At 65.3% G+C, this 20,345-nt stretch carries 17 protein-coding genes; 14 read left to right on the top strand and 3 right to left on the bottom strand.

The genetic code is table 11. From position 1 onward, the window contains the following. Positions 1-84 precede the first annotated feature (84 nt). The 8 genes from gcvA (at position 85) to P9254_RS12165 (ending at position 9,186) form a co-directional block, all read left to right on the top strand. Positions 85-1,068 (top strand): transcriptional regulator GcvA, encoded by a 984-nt coding sequence (gene gcvA, locus P9254_RS12200; protein WP_127216547.1) that lies wholly within the window; start codon positions 85-87, stop codon positions 1,066-1,068. Between the two features lie 294 nt (positions 1,069-1,362). After that, positions 1,363-2,667: a nicotinate phosphoribosyltransferase gene (gene pncB / locus P9254_RS12195; protein WP_127216546.1), complete on the top strand. Its 1,305-nt coding sequence runs from the start codon at positions 1,363-1,365 to the stop codon at positions 2,665-2,667. 258 nt (positions 2,668-2,925) lie between these two features. Next, positions 2,926-4,311, top strand: a complete 1,386-nt coding sequence (locus tag P9254_RS12190) for a hypothetical protein (RefSeq protein ID WP_442920310.1) — start codon at positions 2,926-2,928, stop codon at positions 4,309-4,311. Positions 4,312-4,487: 176 nt separating this feature from the next. Beyond that, positions 4,488-5,792 (top strand): ABC transporter substrate-binding protein, encoded by a 1,305-nt coding sequence (locus P9254_RS12185; RefSeq protein ID WP_278054953.1) that lies wholly within the window; start codon positions 4,488-4,490, stop codon positions 5,790-5,792. Between the two features lie 107 nt (positions 5,793-5,899). After that, on the top strand, positions 5,900-6,781 hold the full coding sequence (locus tag P9254_RS12180) for a branched-chain amino acid ABC transporter permease (RefSeq protein ID WP_127239957.1): 882 nt from the start codon (positions 5,900-5,902) through the stop codon (positions 6,779-6,781). Next, complete coding sequence (locus P9254_RS12175; RefSeq protein ID WP_095799110.1) at positions 6,778-7,740, top strand: branched-chain amino acid ABC transporter permease; 963 nt, start codon at positions 6,778-6,780, stop codon at positions 7,738-7,740. The genes P9254_RS12180 and P9254_RS12175 overlap by 4 nt, the downstream gene beginning before the upstream one ends. Next, positions 7,737-8,465, top strand: coding sequence for an ABC transporter ATP-binding protein (locus P9254_RS12170; RefSeq protein WP_278054950.1), 729 nt, complete (start codon positions 7,737-7,739; stop codon positions 8,463-8,465). Before P9254_RS12175 ends, P9254_RS12170 begins: the two co-directional genes overlap by 4 nt. After that, a complete protein-coding gene (locus P9254_RS12165) occupies positions 8,458-9,186 on the top strand; it encodes an ABC transporter ATP-binding protein (protein ID WP_278054949.1) in 729 nt (242 codons plus the stop codon). The genes P9254_RS12170 and P9254_RS12165 overlap by 8 nt, the downstream gene beginning before the upstream one ends. Positions 9,187-9,276: 90 nt before the next feature. Here the strand turns inward: P9254_RS12165 and P9254_RS12160 are convergent, their stop codons facing one another. Together P9254_RS12160 and pncA are read right to left on the bottom strand one after the other, a co-directional pair. Beyond that, complete coding sequence (locus P9254_RS12160) at positions 9,277-10,677, bottom strand: sodium:proton antiporter (protein ID WP_278054947.1); 1,401 nt, start codon at positions 10,675-10,677, stop codon at positions 9,277-9,279. A gap of 58 nt (positions 10,678-10,735) precedes the next feature. After that, complete coding sequence (gene pncA, locus P9254_RS12155; RefSeq protein ID WP_095776932.1) at positions 10,736-11,350, bottom strand: bifunctional nicotinamidase/pyrazinamidase; 615 nt, start codon at positions 11,348-11,350, stop codon at positions 10,736-10,738. Positions 11,351-11,574: 224 nt separating this feature from the next. Here pncA and P9254_RS12150 point away from each other — a divergent pair, with 224 nt between their 5' ends. The 6 genes from P9254_RS12150 to P9254_RS12125 are packed head-to-tail and all read left to right on the top strand — an operon-like array spanning position 11,575 to position 18,636. Beyond that, entirely contained in the window at positions 11,575-12,432 is an 858-nt protein-coding gene (locus P9254_RS12150; protein ID WP_278054945.1) for an FAD binding domain-containing protein, read from the top strand. Further along, a complete protein-coding gene (locus P9254_RS12145; RefSeq protein ID WP_278054943.1) occupies positions 12,429-15,182 on the top strand; it encodes a molybdopterin-dependent oxidoreductase in 2,754 nt (917 codons plus the stop codon). Before P9254_RS12150 ends, P9254_RS12145 begins: the two co-directional genes overlap by 4 nt. Then, on the top strand, positions 15,179-16,720 hold the full coding sequence (locus tag P9254_RS12140) for a 6-hydroxynicotinate reductase (RefSeq protein WP_278052327.1): 1,542 nt from the start codon (positions 15,179-15,181) through the stop codon (positions 16,718-16,720). The genes P9254_RS12145 and P9254_RS12140 overlap by 4 nt, the downstream gene beginning before the upstream one ends. Continuing rightward, positions 16,720-17,601 (top strand): UPF0280 family protein, encoded by an 882-nt coding sequence (locus tag P9254_RS12135; protein ID WP_278052328.1) that lies wholly within the window; start codon positions 16,720-16,722, stop codon positions 17,599-17,601. The genes P9254_RS12140 and P9254_RS12135 overlap by 1 nt, the downstream gene beginning before the upstream one ends. Next, entirely contained in the window at positions 17,594-18,178 is a 585-nt protein-coding gene (locus tag P9254_RS12130) for an amino acid synthesis family protein (protein ID WP_067324021.1), read from the top strand. The genes P9254_RS12135 and P9254_RS12130 overlap by 8 nt, the downstream gene beginning before the upstream one ends. Then, complete coding sequence (locus P9254_RS12125) at positions 18,175-18,636, top strand: MarR family winged helix-turn-helix transcriptional regulator (RefSeq protein WP_095825566.1); 462 nt, start codon at positions 18,175-18,177, stop codon at positions 18,634-18,636. Before P9254_RS12130 ends, P9254_RS12125 begins: the two co-directional genes overlap by 4 nt. Here the strand turns inward: P9254_RS12125 and P9254_RS12120 are convergent, their stop codons facing one another. Then, positions 18,637-20,343 (bottom strand): hydantoinase B/oxoprolinase family protein, encoded by a 1,707-nt coding sequence (locus P9254_RS12120; protein WP_278054940.1) that lies wholly within the window; start codon positions 20,341-20,343, stop codon positions 18,637-18,639. Positions 20,344-20,345 lie beyond the last annotated feature (2 nt).

The following is a 20,345-nucleotide window of genomic DNA, read 5'->3' as shown; positions in this document are numbered from 1 at the left end:
AGTGTCGGGCAACTGTATTGAAAAATCAATTGATATTGTTAGGGTCTTTGCTGTGAGAAAATCTCACAAAGTCGGGAGCTGTCCTTGGCCAAGCGCTTGCCGCCGTTGAACCCGTTGCGCGCTTTCGAGGCGACGGCGCGACATGCCTCGCTGACCAAGGCGGCGGGCGAGCTCAATGTCACGCATGGCGCGGTCAGCCATCAGATCAAGGCGCTCGAGCAATCGCTCGGCGTAAAGCTTTTCCAGCGCGCGGGTCAGCGCGTGAAGCTTTCGCCGCACGGCGCTGAGTTCCTGCCGGCGGTTTCGGCGGCCTTCGACGGCATCGCCGCCGCCACGCAGCGCATGACACGCCCCGCAAGCACCGGTGTGCTGTCGGTGTCCTGCGTGCCGGCGCTGCTCTTGTTGTGGATGACGCCGCGGCTCGGCTCCTTCACCGCGCAATATCCCGACATCCAGCTGACGCTGATCCCCTCCAACGACGCCAGGGACATCCGCGCGCCGCACATCGACGTCTGCGTGCATTATGGCGATGGCAGCTGGAGCGACTGCTGGATACGCAAATGGTCGGGTCTTGAGCTGTTTCCGGTGGTCAGCCCGACGCTGATCAACAACCGCCCGATCCGCAGCGTGCGCGACCTTGCCGACCACGTTTTCCTGCATGGCGACGACGGCCGCGAGTGGCACACCTGGCTGGCCGCCGCCGACGCGCTCGATCTGGAGCGCGGCCGCCGCCATCACCTCGGCGACGCGCGCATAGCGGTGGAGGCCGCCGTCCACGGCCACGGCGTGGCGCTCGGCGATTCCGTGACCGCGCGCGCCCTGCTCGCCAGGGGCATGCTCGTCGCGCCCTTCGCTTTGTCGGTGCCGGCGGTCGATGACTTCTATGTCGTCTGCCGCAACGAGATGCGCTCGGCGCCGATCGTCCAGCTTTTCATCGACTGGCTCTTTGCCGAAAAGGAGCAGGACGAGGGCCGCGCCGATGCGCCGGTCGCCGGCCGTGTGCCGAGCCGCAGGAAGCGCCCGGCGCTCAAGGTGATCGGGGCTAGAGCGATTCCAGGAAAAGTGTGAGCGGTTTTCCGTCCGGAAATTCCCGTCAAAAAAAGCCAAGAGCATTTCGCGGTTGCCGTGCAACGGTGGAATGCTCTGGCGCAGCGTCATGATCGCTGGACTTGCATAGCTGGTTTTTGTCGGGCCAGCTTGCAAAGCAGGAAGCGCTTTCAAAAATACAATGCTAAGACCGCAGCTGGTTAACAAATTCTGGGAGCTGCGCGGCGGTTTTCCGTCCGGAGTGCTTCATAACAGGGACTTGAGGCGCCGCGCTTGGAATCACGCAAGCGCGACGCGCTTTTTGGGTGAGCAGATATGGCACGAACCGATATAGCGCGGCGCGTCTACAACCACACCTGGAAGCTGGACCCCATCGTCCGCAGCCTGCTGGACACCGATTTCTACAAGCTGCTGATGCTGCAGATGATCTGGGGCATGTACCCCAAGGTCGACGCCACCTTCACGCTGATCAATCGCACGACCTCGGTGCGGCTCGCCGACGAGATCGACGAAGGCGAACTGCGCGAGCAGCTCGACCACGCTCGCACCTTGCGCTTCACCAAGAAGGAGATGATCTGGCTCGGCGGCAACACCTTCTATGGCCGTAAGCAGATCTTCGAGCCGGAATTCCTCGCCTGGCTGGAGGATTTCCGCCTTCCCGACTATGAACTCACCAAGCGCGACGGCCAGTACGAACTGTCCTTCCCCGGTCCCTGGATGTACACCACGCTGTGGGAGATACCGGCGCTCGCCATCATCAACGAGCTGCGCTCGCGCGCCGCCATGCGCTCCTTCGGCCAGTTTGCGCTCGACGTGCTCTACGCCCGCGCCAAGGCCAAGATGTGGGCCAAGACCGAGCGGCTGAAGGCACTGCCCGGCATCCGCATTTCCGATTTCGGCACCCGCCGCCGCCACTCCTTCCTGTGGCAGCGCTGGTGCGTCGAGGCGCTGAAGGAAGGCATCGGCGAGGCTTTCACCGGCACGTCGAACGTGCTTCTGGCCATGGACAACGACCTCGAGGCGCTCGGCACCAATGCGCACGAACTGCCTATGGTGTTTGCGGCACTCGCCAACTCCGTTGAGGAGCTGAGGCAGGCGCCCTACAAGGTGCTGCAGGACTGGCAGCGCTATTATGGCGGCAATCTGCTGATCGTGCTGCCCGATACGTTCGGCACCGCCGCTTTCCTGCGCGACGCGCCGGACTGGATCGCCGACTGGACCGGCTTCCGCCCCGACAGCGCGCCGCCGATCGAAGGCGGCGAGAAGATCCTCTCCTGGTGGCGCGAGAAGGGCAAGGATCCGAAACAGAAGCTGCTCATCTTCTCCGACGGGCTCGAGGTCGAGACCATCGAGGAGACCTACAAGCATTTCCGCGGCAAGGTGCGCATGTCCTTCGGCTGGGGCACCAACCTCACCAATGATTTCGAAGGCTGCGCGCCGACCGAGACCAACAGCCTCGACGCCATCTCGCTGGTCTGCAAGGTCAGCGAAGCCAATGGCCGGCCGGCGGTCAAGCTCTCCGACAACCCCGCCAAGTCGACCGGCGATGAGAAGGAGATCAAGCGTTATTTGCGCATCTTCGGCGAGAAGGGGCGGGTGGAGCAGCTGGTCAAGGTGTGAGGACTGCTCGAATAGAATTTCGGATAACCGGATAACTTGAGTTCCCGCCCACCCCCCTCTGTCCTGCCGGACATCTCCCCCGCAAGGGGGGAGATTGGCAGTTTCGCGCAATCTGCCTCTTTCTGCGGCGGTCAAAATTGGCGAAATCGCGCGCGACATCCGATCTCCCCCCTTGCGGGGGAGATGTCCGGCAGGACAGAGGGGGGTGCGAAGGAGCACGTCGGTGGAAATCGACGGCTTCGAAATACGTCCTTCGCAATGGCGGCCTCATTCATACCTCTCCTCCCCACCCCCGCCTTCGCCCACGCCTCTGACCGCGGCCATGTCCTGCTTCTTCCCACGGGCTACTACATCGCTGGTGGCGCGCTGGCGGTGGCTGTCAGCTTTCTGACGCTGGCGCTGCTGCCGCCCGCCGCTCTTGACCGCTTCTGGCGCCGACGCCTCTCTTTGTTCACTGTCAGCGACCACCCGCGCACCGTCCTCAGCTTGCTTTCCTTTGCCGGCTTCGTGCTTCTCATCGCCACCGGCCTGTTCGGCAGCCGTGATCCACTCTCCAACCCCTTGCCTCTGATGATCTGGACGCTGCTCTGGGCCGGTTTCACGCTGCTGCAGGGGGTATTCGGCGATCTCTGGTCCTGGCTCAACCCGTGGTACGGCCCCTGGCGCGTTGCATCTCGCGTCTTCAACCTTCGCACTGACGAAGCCGAGCCATCGCGCCTTCCCAAATGGCTCGGCTACTGGCCGGCGTTCGTCCTGTTCTTCGGCTTCGCCTGGTTCGAGCTCATCGATCCCGCGCCCGACGATCCGTCGCGCCTGGCCTTCGCCGCCGGCATCTACTGGCTGCTCAGTTTCGCCGCCATATGCGTCTTCGGCTACGAAGACTGGAGTCGGCGCGGCGAATTCCTGACCGTCTTTTTCTCCATGGTCGCCCGCTTCGCGCCGGTCCAGCGCGAAAAAGGCCGGCTCGACCTCGGCTGGCCCGGTGCGAAGCTGCTTTCCGCCTCGTCGCTGCCGGCAAGCGGCACGGCGTTCCTGCTGTTGGCGCTCTCGTCCGTATCCTTCGACGGTCTTTCCAAAACCTTCTTCTGGCTCGGCCTGTTCGGCGTCAATCCGCTGGAATTTCCCGGCCGCACCGCGTTGATCGGCATCGGCAGCTTTGGCTTGGTGCTGACATTCATCTTGTTGGCGGCCGTGTTCGCGCTTGCCGTTTCACTCGGCCAGCGCCTTGCCGGCGACGGGCAAGCCTTCGAGAAAGCCGCCGGCCTCCTGATTTGGTCGATCGTGCCGATCGCGCTCGCCTACCACATCGCCCACTACCTCACGGCGCTGCTCGTCGACGGCCAATACGCGCTGGTCGCTTTGTCCGACCCGTTCGCGCTCGGCTGGAACCTGTTCGGCACCGCCGACAGGATGGTCGAGGCGGGCGTTGTCGCCGGCGCCGAGTCGGCCTGGTGGCTCTGGAATCTGCAGGCCGGCGTCATCATCGTCGGCCATGTGCTGGCGGTCTTGATCGCACACGGCCTAGCCTGGCGACTCCACCCGCAGCCGTCGCGCGCGGCGCTCAGCCAGCTGCCGCTGACGCTTCTGATGATCGCCTACACCATATTCGGCCTATGGCTGCTTGCCACGCCGACGGCGGGATGAGACAAGGGCCCGTCATGACGCGCGCATGGCCCCGAAAATCGGGTCGGGTGGAAGCTCGCTTGCCACGTCACAGCTTTGGTGATTTAGTTTGTACACATGCAATTTTCGCGTCCTCCGAGCGCGGAGGATCGAGCCGCCTTATCGCTGGTCAAAAAACTGAAAACAGGGGAACGGACATGGCTGACAAGAACGGATTTTTCGACCTCTCCAAAAGCACGCTTTCCCGCCGCACAGCGCTGAAAGGCATCGCCGCCGGCGCCGGCCTGGCGCTCGCGCCCGGCTTCGTTCGCTACAGCCAGGCGCAGAGTTCGGCGCCGATCAAGATCGGCTTCCAGTCGCACCGCACCGGCATCGGCGCCGCCTACGGCCGCTGGTACGAGAAGACGAGCGCTGCCGCCGTCAAGGCGATCAACGATGCCGGCGGTATCAGCGGCCGCAAGGTCGAGCTGGTGATCGAAGATGATGGCACCGATCCTGCCCGCGGCGCCGAGGTGGTCGGCAAGTTCGCCACGCAGCATAAGACCGACATCATCTTCGGCACGCTGTTCTCGCATGTGGTGATCGGCTCGGCGCCCGCCGCCGGCGAAAACAAGATCCCCTATTTCGTGGTCAGCGAAGGCCACCACGTCGCCTCGACCAAGCTCAACCGCTACGTCTTCCAGCCCGGCATCACCGACGTGAAGAGCCAGATCCAGTCGATGGCGCCGTGGATCGCGGCGAATGCCGGCAAGAAGGTGACGCAGATCTTCCCCGACTTCGCCTTCGGCTACGACCATCGCGACTACCTGCCGCCGGCGTTGAAGGCGCAAGGCGCCGACGTGATCGCGCAGATCGCCATCCCGCCGACGGAGTCGTCCTTCACCAAATACTTCCCGCAGATCCCGGCCGAGACCGAGGTGATCTACCACGTCATGGTGGGTCCGGCCGTGCTCACCTTCGTCAAGGAGCTCGGCGAGTTCTACGGCTCGCAAAGGCCGCAGCTCTTCGGCTTCATCGACTCCCTCGAAGCCGTCGACATCAACAGCCCCGGCCTCGAATTCCTCGACGGCAGCCATTTCTGGGAAGGCTCGCCGCGCTACGCGCAGCCCGATGACTCGGCCGCGCAGAAGGCCTATCGCGCCGCCGTCGGCATCGACGACAATGGCGCCGCCGTCGGCGATCCCAAGGACGTCTCCACCGCTGCCCACATGTTCGGCTGCTGGGAGACGCTCTATGTCGTCAAGAAGGCGATGGAGGATGCCGGCTATAAGGGGCCGGAAGACCGCGCCAAGCTGGTCGAGGCAACCGAAGCGCTGAAGGAATTCGCCGAAGGGCCGGAGCATCCGCAGGGTCCGAAAACCTTTAACGGCAAGATCCACCAATGCTTCGGCATCCAGAACATCTCCAAGGTCGAAGGCGGCAAGCTGAAGGTCGTCCATAAGACCAAGATCGAGGACGGCCTCTACGAGCCGGAAGGGGATTACACGACGCAAGCGTTGTGAGCGTCGACGTTTCACCGAGCGTGAGCGCCAAGCCACCCCCCTCTGTCCTGCCGGACAGTCCGGCAGGGCAGTGGGGGGTGCCTCGCGCATCCGCCGGTATCTAGCCCATGCACTTCGGACCCCACCTCCTGCTCGCCGCCCTGGAAGGCCTCGTCACGTCCGCCGTGCTGGCGCTGACGGCGCTTGGCCTGTCGCTGGTGTTCGGCGTCATGCGCATCGTCAATGTCGCGCATGGCGAGTTCTTCATGTTGGGCGCAGTGCTTGCCTGGGCGATCTCGACGGCGATTTCCGGCCATCCCGCGATCGGCTTCGTCGCCGCGCTGGTGATCGCGCCGTTGCTGGTCGGGCTGGTCGCGTTTCTTGCCGAATGGCTGGTGCTGCGCCGGCTGAACTACAATCCAGAAGGCACCATCGTCGCCACCATCGGCATGCTCTATATCATCCAGCAGCTGGCGCTGACCTTCTACGGCCCGGAAGCGCGCCCGGTCGAGCCGCCCTTCAACTACCGCATCCTGCTGCCGTGGTTCGGCTATTCAGGCTACAAGCTCTCGGTCATTGCCGCCTCCGCGGTTCTGCTGGTGATCACCTGGCTGGTGCTGACACGGACGAAAATCGGCCTGATCATGCGCGCCACCCAGTATGACCGCGAGACGGCGCAGGCCTTCGGCATCCCCGTCGAGCGTGTCTATGCCGGCGTGTTCGCCATCGGCGCCATGCTGGCGGCAATCGCGGCGGTGCTGATCGTGCCGATCAGCCAGGCGCACTACCTGATGGGGCAGGACCCGCTGCTGTTGTCCTTCATCGTCGTCATCATCGGCGGCCTCGGCTCATTGCGCGGCACGGTGGTCGCCGCCATTCTGATCGGCCTCTCCGACGGCATTGTCTCGGTGTTCTTCTCGCCGACCTTGGCCAAGATCATCGCCACGCTGGTGGTCGCCATGGTGCTGGTGTTCCGGCCGCAAGGCCTGTTCGGGACGACGGCACGATGAAGGATGCTTCCCCCGCGAAGACCTACGCGCTGCATATCGGCGTCATCGCGCTCCTGTTCGCGCTGAATTTCGTCCTGCCCGATTATCATCAGGGCCTGTTCGCGCGCATCATGGCGCTTGCCGTCTTCGCCATGGGCTACAACCTGCTCTTCGGCTATGTCGGCCTGCTCAGCCTCGGTCACGCCATGTTCTTCTCGGCCGGCCTCTATGGTGCCGGGCTGGCTGTCTATCAATTGGGCTGGGGCGTGCCGGAAGCCTTCGTCGCCGGGGTTGCCTGCGGCGCCCTGCTTGCCTTGGTCATCGGCCTGCTCGCGCTGCGCACATCGGGTGTGGCCTTCATGATCGTCACCATGATGTTCGCGCAGGTCTTCTATCTGCTCATCCTTTATTTCGCCGCCTGGACCGGCGGCGACCAGGGCCTTGTCATCCAGCAGCCGTCGAGAATAATCGCGATCGGCGGCGCATCGCTCGACCTGACCAATCCGACTGTGCGCTACATGAGCGCTCTGGCGCTGTTCTCGGTCGTGCTGCTCATCACGCTTGCCGTCGTTCGCTCCCGCTTCGGCCGCGTGCTGGTCGCCATTCGCGAGAATGAGGAGCGCACGAAGATGCTGGGCTACGACACCGTCGCCAACAAGCTCGTCGCCGTCATTGCCTCGGGCGCCATCTGCGCCGCGTCCGGTGCGGCTTACGCGCTGCTGTTCGGCTATATTGGATCGAGCTTCGCGTCGGTGCAGTATTCGATCCTGCCACTGCTCTGGGTGCTGCTCGGCGGCGCCGCGACCATTCTCGGGCCGCTCATCGGCACGCTGTTCATGTATTATGTCACCGACATCACCAGCGGCTTCACCTCCGCCTATCTTTTGATCGTCGGCGTGGCGCTGATCGTGCTGGTGCTCTTCTTTCCGAAGGGCGTTCTGGGCAGCGTCCGCCAGCGCTGGCTCGGATGGTTGCCGTGATGCCGCTGCTCACCACCAAGGGTCTTTCGCGCCGTTTCGGGGGCTTGCGCGCCGTCGACGGCGTCGATTTCGCGCTGATGCCGGGCGAAATCCGCGCCATCATCGGCCCCAATGGCGCCGGTAAGACAACTTTCGTCAGTCTGCTCAGCGGCCGCATCCAGCCGTCCTCCGGCATGATCGTCTTCGACGGCGCCGACATCACGACCATGCCGGCTTACAAAAGGGTTCGCCTCGGCGTTGCCTACACCTTCCAGATCACCAGCGTCTTCGCCAATCTCACGGCCTACGACAATGTCGCGTTGCCGGTGCAGCGCACGCTGACCGACGGCCGCTCGAAGGGGCAGGTGAGGAGCGGCGTCATGGCGGCGCTGGAACGCACCGGCCTCGCCGACCGCGCCGGCACGCCGGCCGGCCAGCTTTCCTACGGCCACCAGCGCCTGCTGGAGGTGGCAATGGGCCTGGCGCTGAGGCCGCGCCTGTTGATCCTTGACGAGCCGACGCAAGGGCTGGCCGACAGCGAGATCGACAATTTCGTCCTACTGGTGCGCGAGATCGCCAAGGATGCCACCGTGCTGCTCATCGAGCACAACATGCCGGTGGTCATGCAGCTTGCCGACCGCATCACCGTCTTCAATTCGGGAAAGATTCTCGCTGAGGGCACGCCCGAGCAGATCCGCGCCAATGCCGAGGTGCAGGATGCCTATCTCGGAGCGACCCATGGCTGATCTCCTCGGCACCGAGAGCGGGCTGCTCGCCATTTCCGGCCTCGACTGTTTTTACGGCGAGGTGCAGGTGCTCTACGGGCTCGACCTTGTCCTCAACAAGGGCGAAGTGCTTTGCCTGTTCGGCCGCAACGGCGCCGGCAAGACGACGACGCTGAAGGCGATCATGGGGCTGGTTCCGGCCGCTGCCGGTTCGATCAGACTGGCAGGCAAGGAGCTGACCGGGCTTGCCGCGCATGACGTGCCGAAGACGGGCGTCGCTTATGTGCCGCAGGGCCGGCGATTATTCGCCGACATGACGGTGGCGGAAAACGTCGAGATCGGCCTGATGGCCCGCGGCAAGGGCAAGGCGACGCGGGAACGCGTCCTCGGCCTTTTCCCGCTGTTGCGAGAGCGCTTGAAGCAACGCTCCGGCACGCTTTCCGGAGGCGAGCAGCAAATGCTTGCCATGGCGCGTGCGCTCTGCCTCGAGCCGCAGGTGCTTCTTCTCGACGAACCCACCGAAGGGCTGATGCCGTCGATGATCGCCAAGATCCGCGAGACGGTGGCGAAGCTGCGCGATCTGGGCGTCTCGACGATCCTGGTCGAGCAGCGCGTCGACGCCGTGCTGTCGGTCGCCGACCGCATCTCATTCATCGAGAACGGCCGCAACCGCGAGACCGTCGATGTCGAGGAACTGCGCGCCGACCCCTCCGCGGTTCGGCGCTATGTGGGCGTGGGCTGAAGGTCACTGCGAAGCAGCGGGAGCTGGCGCCGAGCCCCACCCGGACCTGGCCCGACCTCCCCACAAGGGGAGGTAAAGCTCTGCACCGCTTCACCTAAAAAACAAAAACCCCGCGATCAAAAACGTCGGGATCAGCACCAGGCCGGACCACGCCATGTAGCCGAAGAAGCCCGGCACCTTGAAGCCGCGATGTCTGGCGATAGCAAAGACCATGAAGTTCGGCGCATTGCCGATATAAGTGTTGGCGCCCATGAACACGGCGCCGGCCGAGATCGCGGCGAGCGTGGAGGCCGCCTCCGTCATCAGGTGCCTGGCGTCGCCGCCGGCAAGCTCGAAGAACACCAGATAGGTCGGCGCGTTGTCGAGGAAGGACGACAGCGCTCCGGTCAGCCAGAAATAGGCGAGATCGTCGGGCTGGCCGTCCGCCGAGGTGACCAGCGAAACCAGCGGCGCCAGCGCGCCATCGTGCCCGGCTCTCAGGATGGCGATAACCGGCACGATGCAGATGAAGATGCCGGCAAACAGTTTCGCCACCTCGGCGATGGGCCCCCAACTGAAGCCGTTCGCTTCCCTGTGGTTTTTGTACGAGACTTTGAGCGACAGAAAGGCCAGCGCCAGGATGATCGCGTCGCGGAGCAGGTTCTGCAGTTCAAGGCCGATGCTGAGGATCGGGATGCTGATGCCCGGCTTCCAGCTGGCGGAAAGCAGGATCGCACCGATCACGCCGGCCAGCAGCGGCAGGTTGGCGAGGCCGCGCAGGCGCACCTTCGTGTCCGGTGTCGGGTCCTTGATCTTCGGCAAGCCGCCCTCGCGGCGATGCAGCACGATGTCGAGCGCCAGGAAGATGATCAGCACCAGCCCGCCGGTGAACAGCGTCTCGCGCCAGAGGTTCGCGGTCGTCCAGAAGAAGTCGACCCCCCGCAGGAAGCCGACGAAGAGCGGCGGGTCGCCGAGCGGGGTCAGCGAGCCGCCGATGTTCGAAACCAGGAAGATGAAGAAGATCACCACATGCGCGTTGAACGGCCGGTTGTCGTTGGCGCGCAGCATCGGCCGGATCAGGATCATCGAGGCGCCCGTCGTGCCGATGACCGAGGCGAGGATTGCGCCGATCAGCAGCAGGCCGGAATTGACCAGCGGCGTGCCGTGGATGTTGCCGGCGACCAGGATGCCGCCGGAAATGGTGAACAGCGCGAACAAAAGGATGATGAAGGACAGATATTCGGTGAGCAGCGTGTGCAGCACCGCCTCGCTTGCCGCCGGCATGCCGAAAGCGATCGCCAGCGGAACCACGGCAAGTGCCGCCCACGCGGCGGCGATCTTGCCGTAATGATGCTCCCAGACATGATGGAACAGCAGCGGCCCGGTCGCGATCGACAGCAACAGGCCGGCAAAGGGCAGCGCCCACCAGAGCGACATCGCCGCGCCGGGCAGCTCATGCGCCTCGGCTGCGAAAACCGCTTGTGGAAAGGCGAGAAGGAGTGCGGCCGTCATGGTTGCCGCCAACACCTTCGCCAATGTCGCAAAGCCCCCTCGATGCCTCACGGCGCGGTCAGTCCGAAAGGTGATCTTCGAGCACCACCCCGGCCTCGCGCATCCGTTTCAGCATCGTGCCGACCGAGCCGTTGAGATCGATGCCGCGGCAGGCATCCAGCCGCACCGTCGTCTTGAAACCTTGCTTGGCGGCATCGAGTGCCGAGAAGGCGACGCAGAAATCGGTGGCCAGGCCGACCAAGGTGATGGTGTCGATGCCGCGCTCCTTGAGATAGCCGGCAAGGCCGGTTGGGGTCGTGTGGTCGTTCTCGAAGAAAGCCGAATACGAGTCGATCGCGGTGCGGAAACCCTTGCGGATGACCAGTTCCGCTTTGGTCCAGGCGAGCCCGGAATGGAAATCGGACCCAAGGCTGCCCTGGATGCAGTGATCCGGCCAAAGCGTCTGCGGCCCGTAGGGCATCTCGATCGCTTCGAAGGGCTGCTTGCCTGGATGGCTGGAAGCGAAGCTCGAATGGCCGGCCGGATGCCAGTCCTGCGTGAGGATCACGTGATCGGTCCGCCGGATCAGGTCGTTGACCAGCGGCACGATCTCGTCGCCCCCGGCCACGGCCAGCGCGCCGCCGGGGCAAAAGTCGTTCTGCAGGTCGATGACGATGAGCGCTTCGTCGGCCATGCGGCCTCCCTTCTTCCTCGGCTTGGGCTCCAGTTGACGCGACCGGACACGGAACCTTGACCAGATGGCCGGCTGCGTCAACCTCCACAGGCATAACAAAGCCGTGGCCGACCACTTCGCTTTGACAATCGCGGCGAAGTTGATATCATTTGCATACGAATGAATTTGCCCGGCTGGACGGCGGCAGATTCCCTCGGAAAGGCCCCTTTCTGGGAAGGCAAAGCGTGATCCGTTACGCGAAACCCACCACGGTCGACGAGGCGCTCGCTCTGCTTGGCGAGGACCGCTGGCGCATTCTGGCCGGCGGCACCGATTTCTATCCGGCGCAGGGCGCGAAACCATTCCGCGACAACATTCTCGACATCAATGGTCTCGCCGCGCTGCGCGGCATCGCCGAGACGGACGACTATTGGCGGATCGGCGCCCGCACCACCTGGACCGACGTCGTGCGCCACAAGCTGCCCAGGGCGTTCGATGCGCTGAAGGCGGCCGCGTGCGAAGTCGGCTCGGTCCAGATCCAGAACGTCGCGTCGGTCGCCGGTAATCTCTGCAACGCATCGCCCGCCGCCGACGGCGTGCCGGCGCTGCAGGTGGTCGATGCCGAAGTCGAATTGCGGTCGGCGAAAGCCACGCGCTACCTGCCGCTTGGCGGGTTCATTCTCGGCAATCGCCGCACGGCGCTGCAGCCAGACGAGATGGTTACCGCCATTCGTGTGCCGAAACGTTCGGCTGTCGGCTCGTCCGCCTTCGTCAAGCTTGGCGCGCGGCGCTATCTCGTGATCTCGATCGCCATGGCGGCGGCGCGTCTCGTGATCGAAGATGGCGTGGTCGCCGATGCTGCTATCGCTGTCGGCGCCTGCTCCGCCGTCGCCCGTCGTCTTGCCGGCGTCGAGGCGGCCCTGCGCGGCCAGCCGGTTACCGCCGCGCTCGCCGATGCGGTGCTGTCCGCGCCGACCGACGAACTGTCGCCAATCGCCGATGTGCGCGGCAGCGCCGAATACCGGGAGCATGCGGCGCGCGAGATCGTTGTCCGAGCGGTGTGCGCTGCGACCAGCCTGGGCGAAGGCAAGGTGGCCGCATGACAATGGAGCGCACCGACATTGCCTTCGAGGTCAACGACGCGGCTGTCAGCGTGTCGGTGCCGCCGGTGCGGCGGCTCTCGCAGGTTCTGCGCGACGAGTTGCGGCTGACCGGCACCAAGGTCGGCTGCGACGCCGGCGATTGCGGCGCCTGCACCGTGCTGGTCGACGGCAATCCCGTCTGCGCCTGCCTTGTGCCGGCGGCCTCGGTCTCCGGCGCGGCCGTCATCACGGTCGAGGGCCTCGCCAACGGCAGGTTGTCGGCCTTGCAGGCCTCATTTCTCGAACACGGCGCCGCGCAATGCGGCATCTGCACGCCGGGGCTGCTGGTGGCGGCTACCGCGCTGCTGGAGCGCAACCCAACGCCGAGTGAGGCCGAGACGCAGGATGCGCTCGGCGGCGTGCTCTGCCGCTGCACGGGGTACCGGAAAATCGTCGCGGCGGTGATGCATGCCTCGCAGCATATGGATGGTTTCGACCGTCGCCTGCCGGAGGTCGGCCGCGCCGTCGGCGCCTCGCCGATCCGGCTCGACGGCGTGCCAAAGGTTACCGGCGACGAAAAATTCGGCGGCGATTCCTTTCCGGACGACGCGCTGTCGGTGCTGGTCGTCCGCTCGCCCTACTATCACGCCGGTTTCAGCTTCGGAGATATCGACGCCTGGGCCAAAGAGCATCCCGGCATTGCCGGCGTCTTCACCGCCGCCGACATTCCGGGCAAGAACTGCTTCGGGGTCATCGGCCCCTTTGCTGATCAGCCGGCCCTTGCCGAAGGTTTCGCGCGCCTTCGCGGCGAGGCGATCGCGCTGGTGGCGGGCGAGCGCGAAGCCATCCTCGACCTCGACCTGACGGATTTTCCGATCGCCTGGACGGAGCTGCCGCATGTGCTGCAGCCCCGCGAGGCGAAAGCCGACGGCGCGGCGCTGATCCACCGGCATCGCCCGGCGAACCTGCTCACCTCCGGCTATGTCGAGCGTGGCGATCCCGACGGTGCCCTTGCCGCCGCTGCTGTCACCGTCTCCGGCGCCATCGAGACTTCCTTCGTCGAGCATGCCTACATCGAGCCGGAAGCCGGCTTCGCTTACATGGATGGCGACACGCTCGTTGTCGTTGCCTGCACGCAGGCGCCTTACATGGATCGCGACGACACGGCCAAGGTGCTCGGCCTCCCGGTCGAAAAGGTGCGCATCGTGCCGACCGCCACTGGCGGCGGCTTCGGCTCCAAGCTCGATGTCTCGCTGCAGCCTCTGATCGGCCTTGTGGCGATGAAGACCGGCAGGCCGGCGGCACTCGCCTACACGCGCAACGAATCCATGATGTCGACCACCAAGCGTCATCCGGCCGAGATGGAGGCGACCATCGGTGCCGATTCCGAGTGCCGCGTCACCGGCATGATCTTTGAGGGTGACTTCAACACCGGCGCCTATGCAAGCTGGGGCCCGACGGTTGCAAACCGCGTGCCGGTGCATGCCTCCGGCCCCTATCAGACGCCACACTACCGGGCGACGGGCAGGGCCATCCACACCAACGGCCCGATCGCCGGCGCCTTCCGCGGCTTCGGCGTGCCGCAAGCGACCATCATGCAGGAAACCCTCTACGACGAGCTCGCCGGCAAGCTTGGCATGGATCGGCTCGATTTCCGGCTAAAGAACTGCCTTCGGAACGGGTGCGAAACGGTCACTGGCCAGCGCCTGGAATCGGGCGTGGGCATCGGTGAATGCCTGGAGTTGCTTCAACCGCATTGGGCGCGCGCGCTTGGCGAGGCGGAAGCCTTCAACGCCGTCAACACCGCAAGCAAGCGCGGCGTCGGTGTCGCCTCTTGCTGGTATGGCTGCGGCAACACTTCGCTGCCCAATCCTTCGACGATCAAGGTCGGCATCTCTGCCTCCGGAGATGTCGTGCTCCACCAGGGCGCCGTCGACATCGGCCAAGGCTCGAACACGGTAATCACCCAGATCTGTGCCGATGCGCTCGGCCTGCCGCTGGACAAGTTCAGGCTGAAGAGCGCCGACACCGCCATCACGCCCGACGCCGGCAAGACATCCGCCTCGCGCCAGACTTTTGTCACCGGCAAGGCGGCGGAGAAGGCGGGCCGCGCGCTGCGCGAAAAGATCCTGCGTTTCGCCAATGTGTCCGATCAAGCAACGATCGCGCTCGACGGCGCAAGCATCTCCATCCGCGAGGGGGATGCGACGCGACGCATCGATCTGCGTACACTGAAGATCGATGCCGATGGCTTGGTGTTCGTCGCGGAAGAGACCTACGATCCGCCCACGCTGCCGCTCGACGCCAAGGGCCAGGGCAAGCCCTACGCCGTCTATGGTTATGGCGCCCAGATCGCCGAGCTTGAGGTCGATCTCAAGCTGGGCACGGTGAAGCTGCTCAAGATCACCGCCGCGCATGATGTCGGCAAGGCCATCAACCCGGTACTGGTCGAGGGGCAGATCGAGGGCGGCATCGCGCAAGGCATCGGCATGGCGCTGATGGAGGAATATATCCCCGGCCGCACCGAGAACCTGCACGACTACCTCATCCCGACCATCGGCGACGTGCCGCCGGTTGAGCACATATTGGTGGAAGTTCCGGACCCGGAAGGACCTTTCGGCGCCAAGGGTTTGGGGGAACATGTGCTGATCCCGACCGCGCCGGCGATCCTCAACGCCATCCGACATGCCACCGGCGTGCTGGTCACTAAAGTCCCGGCGACGCCGAGCCGCATCCTGGCGGCGATCCGCGAAAAGGAGGCGCGCCGATGAGCGAGCTTGCCGAACGTTTCGAAACCCACGATCCCGGTGAGAAGCAGGTGGCGGAGAAGATCCGCTGCGATGCCTGTCCGGTGATGTGCTACATCGCCGACGGCCGCACCGGCGCCTGCGACCGCTACGGCAATGTCGGCGGGCGCATCGTGCGCATGGATCCCCTGACCATCCTCGACCACGCGGCCGAGACCGGCGGCGCGGTCGTGCCATTCGTCGCCGAGGGCGAGGAGTGGGGTGGCGAGCTGGTCAACACCGGCCGCCGCTTTGTCACCGCGATCGGCGCCGGCACCACCTACCCGGATTACAAGCCCGCACCTTTCATCGTCAGCCAGGAGGTCGAGGGCGTCGATCTCGTCACCGTCGTCACCGAGGGCATCTTCTCCTATTGCGGCGTCAAGGTGAAGATCGATACGGACCGCCACATCGGCGACGAGACGGCGACTGTGCGCTCGGAAGGCGAGGCGATCGGCCACGTCACCACTGGCGAATATGGCTCGCAGATGCTGTCGCTTGGCGGCGTGCATCACTTGACCGGCGGCTCCAAGGCTGAAGGCCGCGCGACTTGCCACGCGCTTCTCAACCTCTGCAACAGGAAGCCGGTCGAGCTCACCATCGACGGCGGTGCGACGGTCATTGTCGAGGCTGGCAAGGCGCCGGTCATCGACGGCAAGATCGAGCATCGCATGCGCGTCGGCTGCGGTTCGGCCACCATCGGCATGTTCGCCACGCAATGGCGCGGGCTCGTCGACGAGGTTGTGGTGGTTGACGACCATATCACCGGCGTCGTGTCGGAACATCAGGCCGGCAAGGTATTGGGCTGGGAGGATACCGGGATAAAGATCATCGGCCGCCGCTCGACGCCCGGCCGCTACTTCAAGGTTTCGGAGCCCGGTCTCGGCTGGGGCGGCACGACGATCTCCGATCCGCTGTCGATCCTGGGCGATTGGAACGCCAAGAAGGGTGCTCGCCCCGGCCTGTCGCTGCTGATGGTCTCGACCACGGGCGAACAGTTCGCTTACTACGAACTGGACGATCAGTTGAAACCGGTCGAAAAACCGTTCCCGGAGCGGCTGCAGAAATCCGTCGGCCTGATCGAGGACAATTGCGAGCCGGCCCTGTGCACCGTGCTCTTCATCGGCGGCGCCGGCGGCTCGCTGCGCGCCGGCGTCACCGAAAACCCGGTCAATCTCACCCGCTCGGTTCAGGGCCTGAAGACCTATGTCACGGTCGGCGGCGCGCCGGTCTATGTCTGGCCGGGCGGCGGCATCACCCTGATGGTCGATGTCACCCGCGTGCCGGAAGGCGCATTCGGCTATGTGCCGACGCCGGCGCTGGTCGCGCCGATCGAATTCACCATGCGCCGCGACGACTACGTCCGGCTCGGCGGTTATGAGAACGAAATCCGCAGCGTCGAGGATATCCTCGCCAAAGGCGGCGAGTACCTTAATCCGCGCAGCAATGCCGGCGCGCCGGCCGGCAATCCCTGGCCGCCGTTGGCGCAATTGCGCCGCACCCCGGCCAATGGGGCCGACTGATGAACGGTCCGCAGGCGCATTGGCTCGCCGACGGCAGGCGGCTTCATCTCAATCACGGGCCGATCGACCTCATCGTCGAGGCCTTTGGCGATGCAGCTGAACGCCGCGCCGCCTGCGCGCAGGCCGTCGCGCGCTTCCAGACAATCCTGACCGAACTGGTCGAGGAGCTTCCCGAATTGCGCCGTCCGGCGTCTTTGACGCCGAGCGTTTTTGCAGGTCCGACCGCGCGGCGCATGGAGGCCGCGGTCGCACCGCTCGCGGAAAGCTTCATCACGCCGATGGCCGCCGTTGCCGGTTCGGTAGCCGACGAAGTTCTGGCCGCGCTTCTCGCCGGACGCCGGCTCGAGCGCGCCTACGTCAACAATGGCGGCGACAGCGCCATTCATCTCGGCAAGGGCGGCACGATAACGCTGGCGATCGCCGGCACCGGGCACGGCATGGCCGACCGCATCACGATCCGCGCCGAAGACGGCGTGCGCGGTGTCGCCACCAGTGGCTGGCGCGGCCGCTCCTTTTCGCTGGGCATCGCCGACGCGGTAACCGTGCTGGCGCGGACCGGCGCCGAGGCGGATGCCGCGGCGACGCTGATTGCCAACGCGGTCGACCTGCCTGGGCATCCAGCGGTTCATCGCGTGCCCGCGCGGGACCTTTCGCCCGACAGCGATCTCGGCGAACGGCTGGTGACGCAGGACGTCGGCGGGCTAGCGCCCGGCGAGGCGGCCCGGGCGCTGGATAACGGCCTTGCCGTCGCCGAAGATTTTCGTCGGCGCGGCCTGATCGCCGCGTCGGCGCTGTTCCTTGCCGGCCAAACCCGCATCAGTGGCTCCGTGGCGCTCGCTGCGCCCAACAAGCATAAAGCGAAGGAAACTGCCCATGCCTGAATTCCCGATCCGCAAGGTCGCGGTGCTGACCGAAGAGATCTTCCACGACGGCGGCCCAGCGGCGAAGGAGCCGCGCCTGCGCGCCGCGGCTCTCGCCGTGGTCAAGAACCCGTTTGCCGGTCGCTATGTCGAGGACCTGCAGGGCGCGATGGAGGACCTGAAGCCGCTCGGGCTGTTGCTTTCCGACAGGCTGATCGCCGCGCTTGGCGGCGATGTGAAAAAGATCGACGGTTACGGCAAGGGCGCCATCGTCGGCAGTGCCGGCGAACTGGAGCACGGCGCGCTCTGGCACGTGCCCGGCGGCTACGCCATGCGCGAGCGGCTCGGCGACGCCAAGGCGATCGTGCCGTCGGCGAAGAAGGTCGGCGCCTTCGGCGCACGGCTCGATGTTCCGCTCGGCCACATCAACGCTGCCTATGTGCGCAGCCATTTCGACGCGATGGAAGTCGGCATCAGCGACGGCCCGCGTCTCGACGAGATCTTGTTCTGCCTCGCCATGACCTGCGGCCCGCGCGTCCACAACCGCATGGGCGGCCTTGCGGCCGGAGACATCAAGGCTTGGGACGGCTTGAGATGAGCGGCGAGGACAATCTGCTGCGGCTGGTCGAGGCCGAAGAGCTGGACGAGAACAACTACCATCTGCAGGACCAGGTCGGCTTCATCCTGCGCAAGGCGCATCAGCGCCATGTGGCGATCTTCGCCTCCCACATTGGCGATCTGACGCCGCCGCAATTCGCCGCTCTCGCCAAGCTCTACGACATCGGCGAGACCTCGCAGAACCAGCTCGGCACGCTGATCGCCATGGATGCCGCGACCGTAAAGGGCGTCATCGACCGGCTGAAGGCGCGCGGGCTGGTCGAGCTTTCCAAGCACGAGGTGGACAAGAGGCGGCTGCTGGTCAATCTGACGGCTGAAGGCCGCGAGGCGATCGAGCGGCTGATCCCGCTTGCGCGCACCATCACCGAGGAAACGCTGGCGCCGCTCACGGCCAAGGAGGCTGCGACCTTCTTGCGGCTGCTGGCAAAGTTGGCCTGATCAAACCTCCGGATCGGCCCCGAACATCTCCCGCGCCTGCTCGGCCGTGTAGTAGCCGAGCCGGACATCTTCGGCGACCTGCTTCGGATCGCGCTCGCGCGGATCGCCATAGCCGCCGCCGCCGGGCGTGCCGACACGCACGCGGTCGCCGGCCTTGAGCGCGATATCCTGCTCTTTCGACAGATGCGGCGGCACATGCGCTTCGCCGCCCCGGAACACGGTCACGCTGTTTGGCGCGCCATCCCTGCCGCCAAGCGCGCCCTGCGGCCCGAAACGGCCATGGTCCATGACGAAGGACGCGCGGGCTTCACCGCGCAGGATCTCGACCTCGTAGGCGAGCCCGAAGCCGCCGCGATGTTTGCCGGCGCCGCCGGAGCCTTCGCGCAGCGCGTAATGGCGGTAGAGCACCGGGAACGCCTGCTCCATGATTTCGACCGGCGGCGATTTCGAAATGCCGATGGTCGAGCATCCATTGCTCAAGCCGTCATGGCCCGCATTGCCGCCATAGCCGCCGCCCGAAATCTGGTACATGACATAGTCGCGGCCGCGCGCCGGGTCGTTGCCGCCGAGCGCGAAATTGCCGCTGGAACCGGCGGGCGCCGCCGTGACCTTCTCCGGCAAGGCCTGCACCATCGCCGCGAACACGGCCTCGGCGATGCGCTGCGAAACCTCCGCCGCGCAGCCCGAGACCGGCCGCGGATATTTGGCGTCGAGGAAGGTATCTTCCGGCCGCTTGACATTGAGCGGCTCGAACGCGCCGGCGCTGATCGGCACTTCGGGGAAGATATGGCGCATGGCGAGGTAGACTGACGACAGCGTCGTCGCCAGCACGCTGTTCATCGGGCCCGCGCAGGGCTTTGACGAGCCGGCGAAATCGAAGGTCAGGCTGTCGCCCCTCTTCTCGACGGCGAGATTGATGGTCAGCGGCTCGTTCACCACGCCGTCGGAATCGACAAAAGCCTGTGAGCGGTAGACGCCGTCGGGGATGACGGCGATCGAGGCGCGCATCTGTTCGGCGGCGCGGCGGCGCAGTTCGGCGATGGCCTCAATAACGGTTTCGTCGCCGTAACGATCGAGGATTTCATTGAGCCTGTCCTGGCCGATCAGCAGTGCCGCAGCCTGCGCACGGATGTCGCCGATGCGCTGGTCGGCGACGCGGATGTTGGAGCAGATGATGGCGTAGATCTCGGGATCGAGCAGGCCTTTCTTGAACAGCTTCACCGGCGGTAGCCGCAGACCTTCCTGTTCGACGGCGGTGGCCGAGGCCGAGAAGCCGCCAGGCACCGCGCCGCCGATATCCGGCCAATGGCCGGTGTTGGACAGCCAGCAGAAGATTTTGCCGTCGCGGTAGACCGGCATGACGAAGCGCACGTCCATCAGATGCGTGCCGCCGAGATAGGGGTCGTTGACGATGTAGATGTCGCCGGGCTCGGGGGCCAGGCAGCGCCCGTCGGCGATCATCTCGATCACCGTCTTGGTCGAATACTGCATGACGCCGACGAATACCGGCAGGCCCTGGCCGCCTTGCGCGATGAGCGAGCCGTCGGCGGCGGAATAGATGCCGTCGGAGCGGTCATTGGCCTCGGCGATCACCGGCGAGAAAGCGGCGCGGGAAAACGTCAAATCCATCTCGTCGCAAACTTGCTGCAAGGCGGCCTGCAGCACCGAAAGCGTGATCGTGTCGAGCTTTGCACCTTCGACTGCCATTG

This window comes from Mesorhizobium sp. WSM4983 (assembly GCF_029625765.1).
Taxonomy (GTDB): domain Bacteria; phylum Pseudomonadota; class Alphaproteobacteria; order Rhizobiales; family Rhizobiaceae; genus Mesorhizobium.
This window is presented reverse-complemented; position numbering and strand designations above follow the sequence as displayed.

Coding starts and splice junctions, on each gene's coding strand:
- pncB (WP_127216546.1), top strand. CDS start 1,363: ATGGCACGAACCGATATAGCGCGGCGCGTCTACAACCACACCTGGAAG.
- P9254_RS12190 (WP_442920310.1), top strand. CDS start 2,926: ATGGCGGCCTCATTCATACCTCTCCTCCCCACCCCCGCCTTCGCCCAC.
- P9254_RS12185 (WP_278054953.1), top strand. CDS start 4,488: ATGGCTGACAAGAACGGATTTTTCGACCTCTCCAAAAGCACGCTTTCC.
- P9254_RS12180 (WP_127239957.1), top strand. CDS start 5,900: ATGCACTTCGGACCCCACCTCCTGCTCGCCGCCCTGGAAGGCCTCGTC.
- P9254_RS12175 (WP_095799110.1), top strand. CDS start 6,778: ATGAAGGATGCTTCCCCCGCGAAGACCTACGCGCTGCATATCGGCGTC.
- P9254_RS12165 (WP_278054949.1), top strand. CDS start 8,458: ATGGCTGATCTCCTCGGCACCGAGAGCGGGCTGCTCGCCATTTCCGGC.
- P9254_RS12160 (WP_278054947.1), bottom strand. CDS start 10,677: ATGACGGCCGCACTCCTTCTCGCCTTTCCACAAGCGGTTTTCGCAGCC.
- pncA (WP_095776932.1), bottom strand. CDS start 11,350: ATGGCCGACGAAGCGCTCATCGTCATCGACCTGCAGAACGACTTTTGC.
- P9254_RS12145 (WP_278054943.1), top strand. CDS start 12,429: ATGACAATGGAGCGCACCGACATTGCCTTCGAGGTCAACGACGCGGCT.
- P9254_RS12140 (WP_278052327.1), top strand. CDS start 15,179: ATGAGCGAGCTTGCCGAACGTTTCGAAACCCACGATCCCGGTGAGAAG.
- P9254_RS12135 (WP_278052328.1), top strand. CDS start 16,720: ATGAACGGTCCGCAGGCGCATTGGCTCGCCGACGGCAGGCGGCTTCAT.
- P9254_RS12130 (WP_067324021.1), top strand. CDS start 17,594: ATGCCTGAATTCCCGATCCGCAAGGTCGCGGTGCTGACCGAAGAGATC.
- P9254_RS12125 (WP_095825566.1), top strand. CDS start 18,175: ATGAGCGGCGAGGACAATCTGCTGCGGCTGGTCGAGGCCGAAGAGCTG.
- P9254_RS12120 (WP_278054940.1), bottom strand. CDS start 20,343: ATGGCAGTCGAAGGTGCAAAGCTCGACACGATCACGCTTTCGGTGCTG.